We start from the raw sequence: 16,132 nt of genomic DNA, 5'->3' as shown, positions 1-16,132 counted from the left end.
GGTCATGGACCTGGACCTGCGCAAGGTCCGCTACTTCGTGGCGGTCGCCGAACTCCTCCACTTCGGTCGGGCCGCCGGGCGGCTGCACATCGCCCAGCCCGTGCTCAGCCGCCAGATCCGCGCCCTGGAGAAGGACTTGGGCGCCGAGCTGTTCGTACGCGACAGCCACGGCGTGACGTTGACCGACGCCGGACGCCAATTCCTCGAGGACGCCCGGCCCTTGCTGGCCGCCGCCGACGGCGCCCGGCGCCGCGCCTCGCAAGCCGCGCGCGGCAGGCAGCGGCTGGTCGTCGGCTTCCGCGCCGGTGTCGTCGTCACCCGGGCCCTGCGCGCCTTCACCGCGGAGCACCCGGACATCCAGGCCAACGCCCGGCGCGTCGAGTGGGACGACCAGGAGCGGCTGATCCTCGACGGCACCGTCGACATCGCCTACGTACGGCGGCCGATCCGGCCGGACGGACTCGAACTGCGCCCCCTCTACAGCGAGCCCCGGGTGGCCATGCTCCCGGACCGGCACCGGCTCGCCGGGAAGCAGGAGATCTCGCTCGCCGATCTCGACGGCGAACAGTGGATCCGCTACAACGACCCCCGCCCCGGCGACCTGCCGCTGCGCACCATCGAGGAGAAGTTCGAGTGCGTGGCCGCCGGCGTCGCCATCACGATGGTGCCCCGCTCGGCCGCCGAGCAGTACTCACGCGCGGACATCGTCTACGTCCCCGTTGTGGACGCCGAACCCGACCGGGTGCTGCTGGCCTGGGCGGCAGGCCGGCGCTCCCCGTCGGTCGCCGCGTTCGCCGAGGCCGCGGTGGCCGTCGGGGCACCCGACTGAGGCCGGTCCCCTGCGGCGCAGGAGGCGCTCTCCGCCGGTCGGGGCCCCGCCGCCGTGACGCCGGGTACCGCTCAGCCCTGGGTGGCCGCGGCCGGCAGGGCGATGCGGTCCTCGCCCGCGTACACGTTCATGTTGCTGCCCCGCAGGAAGCCGACCAGGGTCAGACCGGTCTCCGCCGCCAGGTCCACCGCCAGCGACGACGGCGCCGAGACCGCCGCGAGCACCGGGATGCCCGCCATCACGGCCTTCTGCGCCAGCTCGAAGGAGGCCCGCCCGGAGACCAGAAGGACGGCGCGGGACAGCGGCAGCTCACCGTTCTGCAGGGCCCAGCCCACCAGCTTGTCCACCGCGTTGTGCCGGCCCACGTCCTCCCGGACGTCCACCAGCTCCCCCTCCTCCGTGAACAGGGCCGCCGCGTGCAGCCCCCCGGTCCGGTCGAACACCCGCTGCGCCGCGCGGAGCCGGTCGGGGAGGCTCGCCAGCAGCTCGGGCCCCACGCGCACCGGGGGAGTGTCGGCCATCGGCCAGCGGGTGCTCGTACGCACCGCGTCGAGGCTCGCCTTGCCGCACAGCCCGCAGGACGAGGACGTGTACACGTTCCGTTCCAGGGTGAAGTCGGGGAGCTCGACGCCCGGGGTGGTCCGCACGTCGACCACGTTGTAGGTGTTGGACCCGTCGGCCGTGGCGCCCGCGCAGTAGACGATGTTCTGCAGGTCGCCGGCGTCCGCGAGGACCCCCTCGCTCACCAGGAACCCGGCCGCCAGCGCGAAGTCGTCGCCGGGCGTGCGCATCGTGATCGCCAGGGGTTTCCCGTTGAGTCTGATCTCCAGGGGCTCCTCGGCGACCAGCGTGTCCGGCCGGGTGGCGACCACTCCGTCGCGGATGCGGATGACCTTGCGTCGTTCCGTGACTCGTCCCATGTCCTGATCAGCCCCGGTTCTGTACGTGCTGGCGGCCTCGGCCCTCTCATTGTCCTGCACATGGAGCGTGAGCCGCGGCCCGGCCCCGACCGTTCGGCGCGGTCCGCATACCGCTCAACGCATCCGACCGGCCGGCCGGGTTCTCAACCACCCCTTGCACCCCTACCGTTGGGGACTCATGAGCAGCCCCCCTGTAGCACCGCCGGGCTGGAGCCGCTGGCTCGTCCCGCCCGCCGCCCTCGCCGTCCACCTCTCCATCGGCCAGGCCTACGCCTGGAGCGTGTTCAAGCCGCCGCTCGAATCCGCGCTGCACCTGAACGGCACCGAGAGCGCGCTGCCCTTCCAGCTCGCGATCGTGATGCTCGGCCTGTCGGCCGCGTTCGGCGGCACCCTCGTCGAGCGCAACGGGCCGCGCTGGGCCATGACAGTGGCCCTGATCTGCTTCTCCTGCGGTTTCCTGATCTCCGCGCTCGGCGCCGAGACCCAGCAGTACTGGCTGATCGTCCTCGGCTACGGCTTCGTCGGCGGGATCGGCCTCGGCATCGGCTACATCTCGCCCGTCTCCACACTGATCAAGTGGTTCCCGGACCGGCCCGGCATGGCCACCGGCATCGCCATCATGGGCTTCGGCGGCGGCGCGCTGATCGCCTCGCCCTGGTCCGCGCAGATGCTCTCCTCCTTCGGCAGTGACAACGATGGCATCGCGCTGGCCTTCCTGGTGCACGGTCTTTCGTACGCCGTGTTCATGACCCTCGGCGTGCTGCTGATCCGCGTCCCGCGCACCGAGAAGCCGGTCGCGGACGCCCCGAGCGCCTTCGAGGGCGTGCAGGTCTCCGCGAACAGCGCGATCCGCACCCCGCAGTTCTGGTGCCTGTGGGTCGTGCTCTGCATGAACGTGACCGCCGGCATCGGCATCCTGGAGAAGGCCGCCCCGATGATCACGGACTTCTTCGCCGACAGCTCCACCCCGGTGTCCGCGTCCGCGGCGGCCGGTTTCGTCGCCCTGCTGTCCGCCGCCAACATGGCGGGCCGCATCGGCTGGTCGTCGACCTCCGACCTGATCGGCCGCAAGAACATCTACCGCGTCTACCTCGGCGTGGGCGCCCTGATGTACCTGCTCATCGCCCTGTTCGGGGACTCCTCCAAGCCGCTGTTCGTGCTCTGCGCCCTGGTGATCCTCTCCTTCTACGGAGGCGGCTTCGCGACCGTCCCCGCCTACCTCAAGGACCTCTTCGGCACCTACCAGGTCGGCGCCATCCACGGCCGGCTGCTCACCGCCTGGTCCACGGCCGGTGTCCTCGGTCCACTGATCGTCAACTGGATCGCCGACCACCAGAAGAGCGCCGGCAGACACGGCTCCGACCTGTACACCCTGTCCTTCGGCATCATGATCGGGCTGCTCGTCGTCGGGTTCGTCGCCAACGAGCTGGTCCGGCCCGTCCACACCCGTCACCACATCCCCGCACCGAGGGAGGCCGTCGATGTCGAACGACAGCAGCCGGCCTGAGCCGGACCGCCGCTGGCTGATCGCCGTGGCCTGGCTCTGGGTGGGCGCCCCCTTCGCCTACGGCGTGTACGAACTCGTGCGGAAGGCGACCCAGTTGTTCGGCGGCTGAACTGTTCAACGGCTGAACCGGAAGCATGTCCGGGCGTCCGCGAGTCTGCAAGAAGCCGACAACTCGGGCGCCCGTTTCCTGTTGCCTTACCTGCCGTCGTACTCATGAGTCACTGAACAGACTGGTGGGCCCACACCGAGGCAACGAGGGGGACCCACCACCCATGAACGGCTCGCGCATCGCCGCCGTCGGCCACTACCAGCCCGCGAAGGTGCTCACCAACGCGGACCTGGCCAGCATGGTCGACACCAGTGACGAGTGGATCCGCAGCCGGGTGGGCATCGACACCCGGCACATCGCAGGTCCCGACGAACCCGTCGACGAGCTCGCGGCGCACGCCGCGGCCAAGGCCCTCGCCGCGGCGGGCCTCACCCCGGCCGACATCGACCTGGTGCTGGTCGCCACCTCCACGGCGATCGACCGGTCCCCGAACATGGCCGCCCGGGTCGCCGCCCGGCTGGGCGTTCCCGGGCCCGCCGCGATAGACGTCAACGTGGTCTGCGCCGGCTTCACGCACGCGCTCGCCACCGCCGACCACACGGTCCGGGCGGGCGCCGCCACCCGTGCGCTCGTCATCGGCGCCGACAAGATGTCCGAGGTGACGGACTGGACCGACCGCACCACCTGCGTCCTCGTCGGCGACGGGGCCGGCGCGGCCGTGGTCGAGGCCTGCGCACCCGGCGCGGAGCCCGGGATCGGGCCAGTGCTGTGGGGTTCCGTCCCGGAGATGAGCCATGCCGTGCGGATCGAGGGCACTCCGCCCCGGTTCGCCCAGGAGGGGCAGAGCGTCTACCGCTGGGCCACCACCCAGCTGCCGCCCATCGCCCGACGCGCCTGCGAGAGGGCGGGCGTGGACCCCGTCGACCTCGCGGCGGTCGTCCTGCACCAGGCCAACCTGCGGATCATCGAGCCGCTCGCGCAGAAGATCGGCGCGGTCAACGCGGTCGTCGCGCGGGACGTCACCGAGTCCGGCAACACGTCCGCCGCCAGCATCCCGCTGGCCCTGTCCAAGCTGGTCGAACAGGGACGCGTCAGCAGCGGCGACCCGGTCCTGCTGTTCGGCTTCGGCGGCAACCTCTCGTACGCCGGACAGGTCGTGCGCTGCCCCTGAGGCGTCGCCCCGGCCCGGCCCCGCGTGCGCCGGCGCCCGCGCGGTAGCGGGCCGAGCACGCTCGGTGATACGGCCTCCACCTGCGAGTATGCCGATCGGAACGCAGGTGAAAGGCACTCCGAAAGCTTGGTATTGTTGTCCTGTCGCCGCGGGGAACACCCCCGGTCGGGCGGCAGACACCTGGTCCGGGTGGCGGAATGGCAGACGCGCTAGCTTGAGGTGCTAGTGCCCTTTATCGGGCGTGGGGGTTCAAGTCCCCCCTCGGACACAACGATTGACGATACGGTTATGAGGGCCTCGACCTAACGGTCGCGGTCCTCTTTGCGTGTTCGTAGCCGATGGTGATGCCCAGGGCTTCGCAAAGTGGGCCCTTCTTGTCGGCACTGGCCGTTTGGATACGCTGTGCGATGTCTCCTGGGCTCTCAGTGATCTGTCGGATCTGAGTCGTCGCTCGCAGTCCTTGATCGCCTGGTGCGCCTGAACCTGCTCGGGTGTGTGGGTCTGAGCTGTGCTTGCTACCGCGCTTGCGAGGGTGAGTGTCAATCCCCTCGCAGCGTGGAGACGATCTGTGCGGCCAGTCCCTCGGCGAGGGTGGCTCGGTGGTCTCGTTCGTAGTCGATCGGGCTCTTGAACCCGCATACGCTGTGCAGCCGCCTGGCGTTGTAGAAGTCGGTGATCCAGGTGGCGATCCGGAGCCTGGCCTCGGTGCGGGTACGGAAGCTGTGCCGGTGGACGTACTCGACCTTCAGTACGCTGTTGAACGCCTCGCTCACGGCGTTGTCGAAACAAGATCCGACACGGCCCATGGACGGCCTCGGCGACCTCCTCCTCAGCGGCACCTCGTGGAGTTCGGCACCGGTCGGCGCCCTGTCCGCCGGGCTGGCCCTGGCTGTCGGCTGGGGCGTCGCGGTGTGGCGTGACACTCAGGCCCGCGGCGGCGCGAACAGCGGGGCCGTACGGTGGCTCCACGCCGCCCTGGGCATGAGCGTCGGGGCCGGTCTGCTGGTCCGGTTGCAGAGCACGGGGACCACGGCGAGCGGGCCGATGCGGGGATGGCCCCTGCTGATCGTGCCGCCGCTCGCCGTCATGGGGGCGGCCTCGCTCGGTGCCGCGTCCGCCCGTCTGTGGAGCAGCAGGCGCGGTGCTGAACACATCTCCTTACGGGCCCAGTTGGCCGTTGTCACCGTCAACGCACTGCTCTTCGGCGGCGCGTTGTGGCTGGCGATGGACTTCTGCACGATGCTGAAGGCGGCGTTCGCCGAGCCGGTGCCCTACGCGGCGCTGCTCACCGACCCCTGCTCGGCATCGAGCGGCACCCGTGCCGTCGGGTTGGTGGCGGTCGCCGCGACGGCCCTGTGGGCTGCCGGCCGCCGGGCCCGGCCGCTGGACAGCCACTGGCTCCCGGCGCTGTGCGTCGCCGGTGCCGTCGCCGCCTCGGCGGTGACCCGGCTGGGCTACCGGCCGTCGGCGATGCCGCCCGACGGGACCGCGACCTGGCAGCTCGACGTACTGACCGCGCTGTGTGCGGGGGCGGTCTGCGCTGTCGTACTGGTCGTCTGCCGGGGTTCGGACGGTCTCGGCCCCGCCCTGTACGTGGCTCCGGCGACGTCCGTACTCACGGCCACCGTGCTGCGGGCGGCGCGCTTCGGTTCCTGGCGGCATCCACGTTCCCGGCCACCTCGACCGCAACGCGGACGACGCGGATACGAACCTCGTGTGCGGCGACGCACCACTGCGTGCACCGCGCCAGGCCGGCCGGGGTATACCGGGGAAGCCTCAGGCGGCGACGCGGTCCCGGCTGTCGTAGTGCTTGATGCGCGGCCACAGCTGCTGCCAGTCATCGTGGAATCCGGTGCACAGCCACACCGGAACGTCGGAGTTGATGCCGAGGTAGCCGTCCGGGTTGTCGTCGAAGCGGGCTACCTCACGCACCTCGGCGAACGCGGCGCGGAATTCGGCCGGGGGCCTGTCTCCGACCCACAGCACCGTGGTCACCTCGTCCGCGGGCGGGCCGAAGGCGGAGTAGCCGCGGTCCGGGCTGCTGGCCTTCGGCAGGCCGCGCGATTCCCCGTACGCGTCCAGGGCACCTGCCTGGCGGTAGGTGTCGGCGACCAGGGCCACCGGGCCCGGACCCGCCGACCGGTAAGCCGCGGCGACGGTGTCGACGAGTTCCGGCCAGCCGGTGCTGCCCCGGGTCAGGATGTTGACCTGCGCCCCGGTCGACACCGGGAGCACCGACAGTGACAGCGGCACGGCGATGAGCGCCGCCAGGATCAGCCCGGGGGCGCCGGCGACCACCCGCCACACGCGCCCTCTCAGATTGATCGAACCCGCGGCGAAGAGCAGGGGCAACAGCCCGCCGGTGTACGTGTGCCGGCCGTCCGCGATCAGGAAGGCCAGGACGACGCCGCCGACGGTGATGCCGAGGAAGCGGTGGGCCGGGATGCGCCACAGCCGCACGACGCCGCGGACCGCCAGGGCCACACCGACCGGGATTCCGGCGTAGAAGAGCACGAGTGGCAGGAAGCCGAGCCGCCCACCGGCGTCCCGCTGCGCCTCGGCCGCGATGACGCTCGTCATCTCGATCTGCGGCCAGCCGTGGCTCGCCTGCCAGAGCAGACCCGGCACGGCGCTGAGGATCGCCCCGGCGCCACCGACCCAGAGCAGCGGGCGGCGCAGGAGCTCCCGCGGGCCGGAGACGAGCACGGCGACGATCAGGACGGCCCACAGCGAGACGATCAGGTACTTGTTCTCCAGCGCCACCGCGGTGACCAGGGTGGCGACCAGCAGCAGCCGGTCCTGGCGCAGGCGGTTCCAGCGGGCGACCAGCCACAGCACCGTCGCCCACAGCGCCGAGTCGATCGCCGTCGTCGCCAGCGTGGCGCTCAGCGACAGCAGCAGGATCGACGTGGCCGTGGTCAGGGCCGCCACCGTCTGGGCACGGCGCTCACCGCCCAACTCGCGGGCGGTGAGCGCGCTCAACACGACCATGGCGACCATGCACAGGGTGGCCGGCAGCCGCAGCAGCACGAGCGAGTGCGCGACGGACCACAAGCCGTGGGCCAGCACCGGGGTGAGCGGCGGCTGGTCCACGTAGCCCCAGGCCGGATGGCCGCCCGCACCGATGAAGTAGAGCTCGTTGCTGTACGCGCCGATCCGCCAGCTGACCGCGGTGATCACGGCCGCGACCACCGCCGCGGTGATGAGCACCGGCCGCCAGGCGATCGGCGGCGTGACGTCGGTGCCGATGACCAGTGGTGCCTCGTAGTGCGGCGCGGCGGCGCTGACTTGTTCGGTCATCGGGGGGCTCCTTCTCGCCACGCGGGCCGTTGACGGCGGCTGATCGTGCATGTTGGACGGTCGCCGTCCGGGCACGATCGGTCGCAGGCTAGGCCGCGGTGGGTTGTCCTGGCATCCCCAGACCTGGTAGTCCTGATCTTGACTGATCAGGGGTTCTCGTAGAAACCGTCGATGCGGCCCCGGGCGAGCACACTGCCGGCCGCCGCGAGCACGGCCGCGGGCTTGGCGCTCTCCACGTCCGTGGCGATCGGCTCGCCGAGGGCGAAGAGCTGGAAGGCGTACCGGTGCGGGCCGTGGCTCTTGATCGGGGCCGGCCCCAGGTAGCCGACGCCCTTGCCGGACTGCAGCGGTCGTACCCCGGCCGCCGGGCTGGTGCCGTCGAGCGCGCCCCGCGCGAGGCTCGTCACCGACGGTTCGATGAGGAAGACGCCGTGGTTGAACGGCTTGGGAGTGGGCGCATCAGGGTCCTCGACGACCAGCAGCAGTTGTGCCGTGCCCGCGGGCGCCGCCGTCCAGGCGAGCGCGGGCGAGGCGTCCTCCCCGCCCAGCTTGCGGTTGGCGTGTACCACCGGGAGCGTCGTCTCGTGGTCGAAGTCGGGGCTGGTCACGGCCAGGGTCTCGGCCCCTGCCAGGTGCGGCGCGTGCCAGGCGAGGCCCGTCTCACCCGCGCGCCGGTTCTTCAGTAACTTTCCGAGCAGTGCCATGACTCTCCCTGCCAGGTATATGGCAAAATGCGGCAATAGTGTCCGTGTGAGGCAATGCCGCCCAACCTACCATTGTGATCGTCCACCGCGGACGCCGGAGTCACGCCGGGATCGCCACGCCCAGTTCCTCCGCCTGTCGGCGCTGGAACTCGCCGAACTCGCCCTGCAGTTGCCAGCGCGGGCCGGCGCCGCGAAGGGTGCCGCCCTCGCGGGTGCCCCATGCCGCCTCGTACCCGGGCGGCAACGACCGGCTCGACGGCACGGAGAACCACATCCGCAGCAGGTGCCGTCCCGCCCCGGGCTCCTCGCTGGCGAAGGCCGTGCGGCCGTGCAGCACCAGGTGGTTGTTGATCATCTGCAGGTCGCCCGGCTCGAACTCCATGGGCGTGACCAGGCCGGGCCGGGCGGCGATCTCCTCGACCTTGTTGATGGCCTCGAGCTGCCGCTCGGTCAGCCGCGGCGCGTCAGGGTTGTCCTGGCTGCGCAGCACCCGGCGGATGTAGAACCGGGTCGTGGTGAGCCCTTCGTGCCGACCGAAGACCGGGCTCAGGAAGACGTCCGGACGCTCGTCGTCGGGGGAGGCGACGTCAGCGAAGGGCAGCGGCTCGTACAGCGCGCTCAGCAGCTCGGGGCACTCCCAGGACATCTCCCGGCGTACGGCCTCGGCGCTGACCACGAGGCTGGTGCCGCCCTGCGAGGCCGCCCGCCGGCACAGCAGGGTGACGACGTCGGTCGAGTCGATGTGGAAGCCGATGTGCTGATTCGACTTGTGAACCCGCAGCTTGCCCGCCCGGCGCTCGTCGCGGATGTCGACCATGCTGGAGTCGTTGTTGTTCTGGATCATGGGCACGCCGATGTACATGCCGAGTCCCCAGTAGAGCCGGCGGACCTCGTCCTCGCTCTTGTCGCCGACCGGAACTCCCCGGACCAGGGCGAAGCCCGGCTCGTTCTCGATGGAGTCGACGATGCCGCGCAGCCTCGGCCCCAGCGCGGGCAGCGGGAAGTCGGCGGGACTCGCGGCGAAGTCCGGCTTGCCGCTCTTGAGCAGCACGTCCAGCGCGTCGTCGATCTCGGCCGCCTCGGCGGGGTCCAGGCGGTGCAGCCACGGTTGGTCGGACATCACACTTTCCTCTTCCTGGGAATGAATGGGACGCGTCGGCGCATCAGTAGATGCCCTCGATCACTCGCTCACCACCGAACGTCTCGACCGGCCGGGGGTCGGCCACCGAGTCGCCGAACTGCCCCTCCGGGCCAGGCACGCGTACGGCGGAGTCCCGCTCGAGGTTGTTGGGCGCGAAGAAGCCCTTGCTCACGTGGTTCATCACGACCTGCCCGCGCCGGCCGTAGTCCACCGTCTCCCGCGTCTCCGGGTCGATCACCCGGAAGGTCACCACCGGGCTGTACGGGTCGTAGATCACGTGATCGCCGGTGCCGGTCCCGGCGCGCTCGGCGGCCCCCTCGAGGATCATCGCGCTGTTGTAGCGGCTCACCATGCGTACGCCCGGGAAGTGCACGTGCTGCAGCTCGTAGCGCTCGTCGGCCGTCATGTGCGCGCCGCCCCAGAACACCACGCTCACCTTGGTGTTGATGAGCTCGACGAGCAGCGGACGTGCGGAGCACGCGCGCAGCAGCGGCGGCGTGATCACCAGCAGCCCGACGTTCTGAGTCGTCAGGACGTGCTCGATCTGGTCCAGTACGTGTTCCACGTACGCCTTGACCTGGTCGTTCTCGCCCCGGGCGATGAGCTTCTTGACCCAGCGCGGGTCGACGTCGATGGTGAACTTGATCGTGTTCTGCCGACGCACCACGTCGTCGTACTGGCCGCCGATCTTGTGCGGGCCGGTCGGCGTCGCGATCAGGATGTTGCCCGGCTCCCGCCCGGCGAACACCGGCCCGGCGAGCATCCGGTCGATGGAGCTCTCGAACCAGTCCGGCATGAGGATCACCCGCTTGGGCGCGCCGGTGGTGCCGCCGGTCTCGAAGACCTTCGGCGCCGGGGGCCGGGGGCCGTACCCCCGCGGGACAAGGTCTTCCACGGGAACGTCGCGCAGCTCGTCGACGATGTTGGGGAACAGCGTCAGATCGTCGTACGTACGCACGTCGGTCAGCGGGTCGAAGTCCAGCGATTTCGCCCGCCGCAGCCAGAAGGGCGACCCGGTGTCCTCGCCGAAATGCCACTGCAGCGCAGCTCTGAGATAGGCCTCGGGGTCGGTCGGGCGGATCGCCGGGTCCAGCACCGCCCACTGCTCGGTCATGAAGAACCTCCGTTGCTCCCGGTGTCGCGTGGCGATGGGGTGGTCCCGGTCCGGGCCTCCGCGATCAGATCGAGGGCGGTGGCCAGCTCCAGCACCTGGCGGGCACGGGCCAAGGCGGGCGGGCCGACCATCTTGCCCTGTGCGGTGATGGCGATCGACCGGCTCTCCGTGGCGGCGAGGTCCGCGGCCGCGAAGACCTCCAGTGCGTCGTCGATCTCGTTGGTCGTCGGGGTGTAGACGTCGTGGATGATCGGGATCTGCGCCGGGTGGATCGCCATCCGGCCGAGGAACCCGAGCCGGCGGCCGTGCCGGCTGGTGACCAGCAGCCCGCGCAGGTCCCGAGGCTCGGCGTAGACGCTCTGGATCGGGTTGGGCAGGCCGGCGGCGCGGGCGGCGACGATCACCCGGGCCCGGGCACTGTCCATGGTCGGGCCCTCGTTGGTGGTGTTGAGGTCGGCCCGCAGGTCGGACTCGCCCAGGCCCACCATCGTCACCCGCTCGGACGCGGTGGCCAGCTCGTATGCGTGCTCCAGCGCCTCGGCCGACTCGATGAGCACGTGGATTCGGCCGGGATGGCCGAGCTCGTCGAGCACGCCGGCGACGAGCCGCACCTCCTCGGACGAGGAGACCTTCGCTACCCGCAGCCCCGCGAGCCCGGCGCCGGCCACGGCCCGGATGTCGTCCTCGCACAGACCCGAGGACACCGGGTTCACCCGGACATAGGTGGGCTTTGCGGCCGGGGTCGTGACGGCTTCGGCCACGATCTCGCGGGCCCGGGGCTTCTCCGGCGGGGGGACGGCGTCCTCGAGGTCGAGGATCACCGCGTCGGTCTCGGTGTCGTAGGCCCGGGCTATCCGGTCCGGATGATGGCCGGGCACGTAGAGGCAGCTGCGGAAGACCTGCCGCGGGGTCTCGTCGGTGCTCATGCCTCGGTCTCTCCTGTGAATTCCTCAGTGTGCTCGCCGACGCGTGGGCCGGCCCAGTCGATCCGGCCCGGGGTGGCCGACAGCCGGAACGGCAGGCCCGGCATGCGTACGGTGCCGAGCTCGGCGTCGGGCACCTCCACGGTCAGGCCGCGGGCGCGGAACTGCGGGTCGTTCAGGACGTCGTCGACCTCGTATATGGGGGCGACCGCCGCCTGCGCCTTCTCGAACGCGGTGACGACCTCGTCGCGCTTGCGGGCGGCGATCCACGACCGGACGGCGTCGTCGAGCACCTCGCGGTGCGCGGCCCGGCCGCTTCCGGTGGCGAACCACGGCTCCGCGACCAACTCGGGGCGGCCGACCAGCCGGACGATACGCTCGGCGATCGAGAGCGCCGACGCGGACACCGCCACCCAGCGGCCGTCCGCACACCGGTAGACGTTGCGGGGCGCGCTGTTGTGGCTGCGGTTGCCGATCCGCTCGGGCTTGACGCCGAGGTGCTCGTACACGGTGAGCTGGGCGCCCAGCGTGCCGATCAGCGTCTCCGTGATCGCGACGTCCGCGACCTGACCGGTGCCGTTCGTGTCGCGGGCGCGCAGCCCGATGAGGACCGCCAGGGCGGCGTGCAGCCCGGCCACGGCGTCGCCCAGGGGGAACGACGGCAGCGCGGGCGGGCCGTCCGGCTCCCCGGACATCGCGGCCAGTCCGCTCATCGCCTCGGCCAGCGTGCCGAAGCCGGGACGCCGCGCGTACGGGCCGTCCTGGCCGAACGTGGTCACCCGGGCCAGCACCAGCCGCGGATTCGCCTCGGCGAGCACCTCCGGGCCGAGTCCCCAGCGCTCCAGCGTGCCGGGCCGGAAGTTCTCGATGAGCGCGTCGGCGCGGCGCACCAGGCGCAGGAAACTCTCGGCGCCCGCGGACTCGCGCAGGTCGAGCACCACGCTCTTCTTGTTGCGGCCCAGCACCTTCCACAGCAGCGGGACGTCGTTCTGGGCGTGACCGAACCCGCGTACGGGATCGCCGGCCGGCGCCTCGACCTTGATGACCTCGGCACCGTAGTCGCCGAGCAGCCGCGCAGCAAAGGGGCCCGCGAAGAGCGTGGACGCGTCGATCACGGTGAGACCGGCCAGGGGGGGCGGAGTATCCGACACGGTGGGACCTTTCCGTGATCAGTGTGCCGCGGCGGCGATCCGGTGCGGGGTCTGGTTGTCCGGTGACCACGGTGTCCAGGGCGCGCGACCGTCGCGTGCCAGGGCGAGCAGAGCGGCCTGGTCCAGCGCGGCGACCGCGCGGTCGTCCTCGGAGCCGACCTCGCCCTCGGGGTCGAGGAACAGCGACGCCACGTCAGCGCCGTGCACCGGCCGCCTTGCCACCTCGGGATAGGAGAGCGCGGTCTGCCAGTTGGTCGTCGGCGCGTAGTCGAACTTCTGCATCCAGCCGGTCCCGCCGCCCTGGTGATGGGCGGCGATCAGCTTCCGGGCCGGTCCGACCCAGCGGTACTCGGACAGCTGTTCCACCTTCTCCTCGTGCGACACCGACTGGTCACTGCCGGCGAAGACGCGAGAGTAGGCGTGGTCGACCGCACCCCAGGCGTCCCACACACCCGCCTCCTCAGCGACGTTGGACACCAGCAGGGCGACTCCGGCCATGAGACCGTCGGCCAGCGCGTCGAGGGGCGCCTTGGGCAGGACGGAGCCGTCGACGAAGGGCCCGTACCGGATGATGATCGGGCCTCCGGCGCGCGAGACGCTCTGCTTCAGCAGCCGCCGGTGCACGGTCCGCAGGCCGACGTTGGGCAGCGCGGCCAGGTCGGCCGCCGTGGCCGCCAGCGGGCCCGCGGCCGCCAGGAACTCCTCGGCGAACTCCGTGGCGTCCTTCTCCAGCATCGGCGCCTGCGCCCCGCTGTAGGAGGCGGCCTTGTGGAACAGCCCTCGGGCCGCCGGAGCGCCCAGCAGCGCGCCCAGGTCGGAGGCGCCTGAAGACATGCCGAAGACGGTGACGTTGTCCGGGTCACCGCCGAACGCCGCGATGTTGTCCTTGACCCAGCGCAGCATGAGGATCTGGTCGAGCAGGGCAAGGTTGGCGCTGTCCTCGAACTGCGGGTCCAGCGCGCCCAGATAGAGCCAGCCCCACGGGCCGAGCCGATAGTTCGGGGTCACGACGACGGCGTTGTGCCGGGCGGCGAAGTGCCACACGTCGATCATCGGGGTGCTCCCCGCACCGTAGGCCCGGCTGCCGAAGTGCAGCCACACCAGCACCGGCCGCCGGGCGCCCGGGTCCGGACCGGGCGACCAGACGTTCAGGTTGAGGCAGTCCTCGGACTCGGCGGCGTCGGGGAAGACCGAGGACGGGCTCCGGCCGGCCACGATCGGCAGCTGCCAGCAGATCGGCCCCCAGTGGCGGCCGTCGACCGGCTCGCCCGGCAACGCGGGCACCGGCGGGTGGAAACGCTGTTCGACCCGGCCGTAGGGCACGCCCCGCCAGTTCGGTGTCCCGCGGTCCAGGAAACCCCGGACCGTGCCGGACGACGTCTCCACCACCAAGTCGCGATCAAAATGGTCACCCATGGCTGTCAGCTCCCGGAGTCGAGGGCGGGTGGGGCGAGACCCGCGTCGATAGTTCCAGGACGGCACCGGCCCCGGAACCACTAATGCTGGTGGTTTCACGGCGGGGGAGAGCGCTCCCCGGCGGGCAGCGGACGTCGCCTGTGGACTACCAGGTTGAGGAATGCCCCGCGCTCCCGGCCGCGGTTAGCTTGGACCTCTGCCCGCCGAAGTGCGGATGCCGTCACCCCCCTCCGCCCGAGCGCGGAATCCCCCTGACCGGAGGTTGTCCGATGGGTGCTGCGCATGCTGACCGTCTCGTCGCTGTGGTCGGTCTCTCGTGCCGCTTGCCCCACGCCGAGAACCTGGACGCCTTCTGGGAACTGCTGCGATCCGGGGCGTCGGGCGTCACCGAGGTCGGCGACGACCGGTGGCCCGGCCAGGGCGACCCGGCCAGGCCCGCTGCCGTACGCCACGGAGGCTTCCTCCCGCAGGTCGACACCTTCGACCCGGGCTTCTTCGGCATCTCGCCGCGCGAGGCCGTCGAGATGGACCCGCAGCAACGGCTCGCCCTGGAACTGAGCTGGGAGGCACTCGAGCACGCCGGTATCGTCCCCGGCGCGCTGCGCGGCGAGCCGGTCCCCGTCTACGTCGGCGTGATGGCCGACGACTACGCCAAACTGCGCCTGGCCGACGCCGGCGACGACCCCGACCCGTATGCGCAGGCCGGCACCCAGCGCGCCCTGATCGCGAACCGCATCTCCCACTTCCTGGGCGTGCAAGGCGAGAGCATGGCGGTCGACACCGGCCAGTCCTCGTCGCTGGTCGCCGTCCACCTGGCGTGCGAGGCCCTGCTGAGCGGACGCGCGACCGCGGCACTGGCCGGCGGCGTCCAGCTCAACCTGCTGGAAGAGACCGCCCTCATGGCGGCGAAGCTCGGCACCCTGTCCGCGGACGGCCAGTGCTACACCTTCGACGCACGGGCCGACGGCTACGTTCGCGGCGAGGGCGGCGGCTTCGTGGTCCTCAAGACGCTGGCCCGCGCGCTCGCCGACGGCGACCACATACACGCCGTCATCCGCGGCACCGCGACGAACAACGGCGGCTCGGCCCGCGGCCTGTCCGTGCCCAGCGCGGCGGCGCAGGAGGCGGTGTTGCGCCAGGCCTACGAGCGCGCGGACGTGGACCCGGCGCAGGCGCAGTACGTGGAGCTGCACGGCACCGGCACCAAGGTCGGCGACCCGATCGAGGCTGAAGCCCTCGGCGCCGTCCTGGGCCGGGGCCGGTCGTCGGCGCAGCCGCTGATCGTGGGCTCGGTGAAGACGAACATCGGGCACCTCGAGGGGGCGGCCGGCATCGCCGGGCTACTCAAGACGGTGCTGATGATCCGGCACCGGTCCATCGTGGCCAGCCTGAACTTCGCGGAACCGAACCCGACGATCCGGTTCGAGGAGTGGCGGTTGCGGGTGGCGACGGCTGCCGTGCCGTGGCCGGGGTCCGAAGCGGAGGAGCCGCTGCTGGCCGGGGTGTCGTCGTTCGGGATCGGGGGCTCGAACTGCCATGTCGTGCTGAGCTCCGCGCCTGTCCCTCCCGCCGGGTCGGCCGCTTCGGAGCCGGGGGCCTCTTCCGGGGCCGGCGTCGTGCCTTGGGTGCTGTCGGGTCGGTCGGCCGAGGCGGTGGCGGCGCAGGCGGAGCGGTTGCGGGCGCGTGTCGAGTCGGATCCCGCGCTGCGGCCGGTGGATGTCGGCTGGTCACTGCTGCATGCACGGGAAGCTTTCGACCATCGGGCCGTCGTGGTGGGCAGTGACCGTGAGGAGCTTCTGGCCGGTGTGCGTCATGTGTCCCCGGTTGCCGCGCAGGGGAGTCCGCGGGTGGGTGTGTTGTTCACCGGTCAGGGTGCGCAGCGGGTGGGTATGGCCCGGGGTTTGTAT

General features: G+C 71.4%; 15 protein-coding genes and 1 tRNA gene. 6 read left to right on the top strand and 10 right to left on the bottom strand.

Annotated elements, in window-relative coordinates; genetic code table 11:
- Positions 1–4: 4 nt before the first annotated feature.
- Positions 5–829, top strand: a complete 825-nt coding sequence (locus ACZ3KP_RS40000) for a LysR family transcriptional regulator (protein WP_467505962.1) — start codon at positions 5–7, stop codon at positions 827–829.
- A gap of 71 nt (positions 830–900) precedes the next feature.
- On the opposite strand, the gene fdhD is transcribed toward ACZ3KP_RS40000, so the two are convergent.
- Positions 901–1,749, bottom strand: coding sequence for a formate dehydrogenase accessory sulfurtransferase FdhD (fdhD, locus tag ACZ3KP_RS39995; protein ID WP_467505960.1), 849 nt, complete (start codon positions 1,747–1,749; stop codon positions 901–903).
- Positions 1,750–1,927: 178 nt separating this feature from the next.
- Between fdhD and ACZ3KP_RS39990 the strand changes: the two genes are divergently transcribed.
- From ACZ3KP_RS39990 to ACZ3KP_RS39975, 4 genes are all read left to right on the top strand, one after another.
- A complete protein-coding gene (locus ACZ3KP_RS39990) occupies positions 1,928–3,256 on the top strand; it encodes an OFA family MFS transporter (protein ID WP_467505959.1) in 1,329 nt (442 codons plus the stop codon).
- On the top strand, positions 3,231–3,365 hold the full coding sequence (locus ACZ3KP_RS39985; RefSeq protein WP_358986212.1) for an MFS transporter small subunit: 135 nt from the start codon (positions 3,231–3,233) through the stop codon (positions 3,363–3,365). The genes ACZ3KP_RS39990 and ACZ3KP_RS39985 overlap by 26 nt, the downstream gene beginning before the upstream one ends.
- 163 nt (positions 3,366–3,528) lie before the next feature.
- Positions 3,529–4,476: a beta-ketoacyl-ACP synthase III gene (locus ACZ3KP_RS39980; protein ID WP_132893675.1), complete on the top strand. Its 948-nt coding sequence runs from the start codon at positions 3,529–3,531 to the stop codon at positions 4,474–4,476.
- A 183-nt stretch (positions 4,477–4,659) separates the two neighbouring features.
- Positions 4,660–4,744: transfer RNA gene (locus tag ACZ3KP_RS39975), tRNA-Leu, on the top strand.
- A gap of 271 nt (positions 4,745–5,015) precedes the next feature.
- Here ACZ3KP_RS39975 and ACZ3KP_RS39970 read toward each other — a convergent pair.
- The 9 genes from ACZ3KP_RS39970 to ACZ3KP_RS39930 form a co-directional block, all read right to left on the bottom strand.
- On the bottom strand, positions 5,016–5,282 hold the full coding sequence (locus ACZ3KP_RS39970) for an integrase core domain-containing protein (RefSeq protein WP_467505957.1): 267 nt from the start codon (positions 5,280–5,282) through the stop codon (positions 5,016–5,018).
- A gap of 117 nt (positions 5,283–5,399) precedes the next feature.
- Entirely contained in the window at positions 5,400–5,630 is a 231-nt protein-coding gene (locus tag ACZ3KP_RS39965) for a hypothetical protein (RefSeq protein WP_467505955.1), read from the bottom strand.
- 622 nt (positions 5,631–6,252) lie between these two features.
- Positions 6,253–7,776 carry a glycosyltransferase family 39 protein gene (locus ACZ3KP_RS39960; protein WP_467505953.1) on the bottom strand — a complete coding sequence of 508 codons (1,524 nt, stop codon included), beginning with the start codon at positions 7,774–7,776 and terminating at the stop codon, positions 6,253–6,255.
- Positions 7,777–7,922: 146 nt separating this feature from the next.
- Positions 7,923–8,480: a YbhB/YbcL family Raf kinase inhibitor-like protein gene (locus tag ACZ3KP_RS39955; RefSeq protein WP_467505951.1), complete on the bottom strand. Its 558-nt coding sequence runs from the start codon at positions 8,478–8,480 to the stop codon at positions 7,923–7,925.
- Between the two features lie 100 nt (positions 8,481–8,580).
- A complete protein-coding gene (locus ACZ3KP_RS39950) occupies positions 8,581–9,600 on the bottom strand; it encodes a TauD/TfdA family dioxygenase (RefSeq protein ID WP_467505949.1) in 1,020 nt (339 codons plus the stop codon).
- Positions 9,601–9,643: 43 nt separating this feature from the next.
- Positions 9,644–10,735, bottom strand: a complete 1,092-nt coding sequence (locus ACZ3KP_RS39945; protein WP_467505948.1) for a phenazine antibiotic biosynthesis protein — start codon at positions 10,733–10,735, stop codon at positions 9,644–9,646.
- Positions 10,732–11,661, bottom strand: coding sequence for an HpcH/HpaI aldolase/citrate lyase family protein (locus tag ACZ3KP_RS39940; RefSeq protein WP_382273577.1), 930 nt, complete (start codon positions 11,659–11,661; stop codon positions 10,732–10,734). Before ACZ3KP_RS39940 ends, ACZ3KP_RS39945 begins: the two co-directional genes overlap by 4 nt.
- Positions 11,658–12,809: a CaiB/BaiF CoA transferase family protein gene (locus ACZ3KP_RS39935; protein ID WP_360527363.1), complete on the bottom strand. Its 1,152-nt coding sequence runs from the start codon at positions 12,807–12,809 to the stop codon at positions 11,658–11,660. Before ACZ3KP_RS39935 ends, ACZ3KP_RS39940 begins: the two co-directional genes overlap by 4 nt.
- Positions 12,810–12,827: 18 nt before the next feature.
- Positions 12,828–14,225 (bottom strand): carboxylesterase family protein, encoded by a 1,398-nt coding sequence (locus tag ACZ3KP_RS39930; protein ID WP_467505945.1) that lies wholly within the window; start codon positions 14,223–14,225, stop codon positions 12,828–12,830.
- Positions 14,226–14,494: 269 nt separating this feature from the next.
- Here ACZ3KP_RS39930 and ACZ3KP_RS39925 point away from each other — a divergent pair.
- On the top strand, positions 14,495–16,132 hold a 1,638-nt coding region (locus tag ACZ3KP_RS39925), incomplete at its 3' end, for a type I polyketide synthase (protein ID WP_467505943.1).

The sequence above is a fragment of the Streptomyces sp. NPDC020958 genome, assembly GCF_055562175.1.
The sequence above is the reverse complement of the archived record's forward strand: the minus strand, read 5'-3'. Positions and strand labels throughout refer to the sequence as shown.